The organism is Sutterella parvirubra YIT 11816 (genome assembly GCF_000250875.1).
GTDB classification, from domain to species: Bacteria; Pseudomonadota; Gammaproteobacteria; order Burkholderiales; family Burkholderiaceae_F; genus Sutterella; species Sutterella parvirubra.
The window spans coordinates 1-1,866 of the sequence record NZ_JH604966.1 but is presented as its reverse complement, the minus strand read 5'-3'; the positions used below and the strand labels follow the sequence as shown (position 1 = coordinate 1,866).

The window sequence follows — 1,866 nt, the reverse complement described above, 5'->3', positions numbered from 1 at the left end:
TTCACCGAGCGGGTCTTAGGACACGTACGATGCACTGCCCGCCCCCAGACCAACACTCACGAAAAACCGCCGACAGGCTTCCGAAGCCCCCGGCGGTTTCTCATACGTTCAGGTCAGGCGGTCAGCCCGGCCGATCAGCCCGACCGATCAGCGCTTGACGGGCGCGACCTCGCACTTCAGCACGAAGGTGAGGAGCGCGTAGAGCGCCGCGGCGACGGTCATCGCGAGGGCGAGCCCCATGTTCGCGGTCACGAACATGCTCGACTCCGACCCTTCGGGAAGAAGGAAGCTCACCGCCATGCCGATGTAGGGGTCCGAAGACGTCACCGTGCCCAGCCCGATGAAGGACGAGACGGCGAGCGAGAGGAGCGCGGTCCAGCGGTAGTTGCGGCCGCCCTCGCCGTAGGGCTGCGCCATGTCGACGTCCCAGTTGAGGCGCTTCTGACGGATGAGGTCGACCATCTCGATCGCGCCCCAGGAGCCCATGATGACGGAGATCGCCATCAGGAACGACTGGAAGGGCGCGACGAAGCTGTCGGAGATGAAGAGCATGTAGAAGCTGCCGAGAGAGATGATGAGGCCGTTCAGAACCGTCGTCTGCCAGCGCTTCATCGGGGCGCCCATCGCGAGGAGCGCGAGGCCAGACGAGTAGAGCCCCGTCATCCCGGCCGAAATGAGCGAGATGATGATGATCAGGGAGAACGGCACGTAGAACCAGAAGGGGAGGATCCCGGTCAGCGCGGCCAGGGGTTCGTGGTTGGCCTTCTCAAGCAGGGCGGGGTTCCCGACCGAAAGCATGACGCCCAGAATCAGGAGGACGGAAACCGGCACCGCGATCCCGCTCATCGTCCAGAAGACGACGCCGCCCGCACCGGTGTTGCGCGGGAGGTAGCGCGAGTAGTCGCCGCCGTAGTTGAGGAAGCCGAGCCCCACCATCGTCATCGAGAGGACGATCGCCCCGATGAAGGTCCCGAAGCTCCCCGGCTCGGCCGTGTTGAGCGCGGAGAAGTTGATCTGCGGGATGAAGAAGAAGAGGTAGGCGAGCGTCATGAGGCCCGTCACCCAGGCGACGGGCTTCTCGATCTTGAGGATCAACTGGTAGCCGTAGACCGCACCCCACATCGTGAGCACGATCACGATCACGAAGCTCATGAACGTGCAGAGCTGCGAGGCGCCGCCCGCTTCGTTCGCGAAGAAGGGCACGAGGTGCGCGATGAGGTCGGCCAAGGTCGTGCTCGCCATCGAGAGCATCGTCACCTTCCAGCCCATGTTGGCGACGTACCCGAAGAAGGTCGGGATCTTGTTGCCGTGGTAGCCGAAGCAGAAGCGCGACTGCACGAGCGTGGGCAAACCGGTGCGCACCGAGCCCACCGCGAGGATCCCTACGAAGGCGCAGGAGAGGAAGTAGCCGATCACGCCCGCGGCCATCGCCTGCCAGACGGAGAGCCCGAGGCCGAAGACGTAGATGCCGAGCGTGATGCCGAAGATGGAGATGTTCCAGCTGAACCAGACCGGAAAGAGGTCCGCGGGCTTGCCGTATCGTTCGCTGTCGGGGACGGGGTTGACCCCGTTCGTTTCGATTTTGGTCGTGTTGGTGTCGGCCATGATCGTTGAAGGTGATTGGGATGGGGGATGATGGGGGTGGAATTACTTCGCGGAGAGGAGTTCGCCTCGGGTGGGCGCCGTGGCGGCCCCCTCGGATCCGGTGACGAAGCTCGCGACGGCGTTGGCGAGAAGGACGCTCTCGTCGAGCGTGAGCCCGCACATGAGCCCGGCGATGACGCCGCCCGTGTGGGCGTCGCCGCTCCCGATCGTGTCGACGACGGCGACGGGGAAGCCCGGGATGCGGCGGACGTCGCCGTCCGC

2 protein-coding genes are annotated in these 1,866 nt (G+C 64.9%); both read right to left on the bottom strand.

The window, feature by feature from the left end; genetic code table 11:
* Positions 1-147 precede the first annotated feature (147 nt).
* Positions 148-1,605: a purine-cytosine permease family protein gene (locus HMPREF9440_RS05715; RefSeq protein WP_008542357.1), complete on the bottom strand. Its 1,458-nt coding sequence runs from the start codon at positions 1,603-1,605 to the stop codon at positions 148-150.
* A 42-nt stretch (positions 1,606-1,647) separates the two neighbouring features.
* On the bottom strand, positions 1,648-1,866 hold a 219-nt coding region (locus HMPREF9440_RS05710), incomplete at its 5' end, for a PfkB family carbohydrate kinase (protein WP_008542355.1).

Coding starts and splice junctions, on each gene's coding strand:
- HMPREF9440_RS05715 (WP_008542357.1), bottom strand. CDS start 1,605: ATGGCCGACACCAACACGACCAAAATCGAAACGAACGGGGTCAACCCC.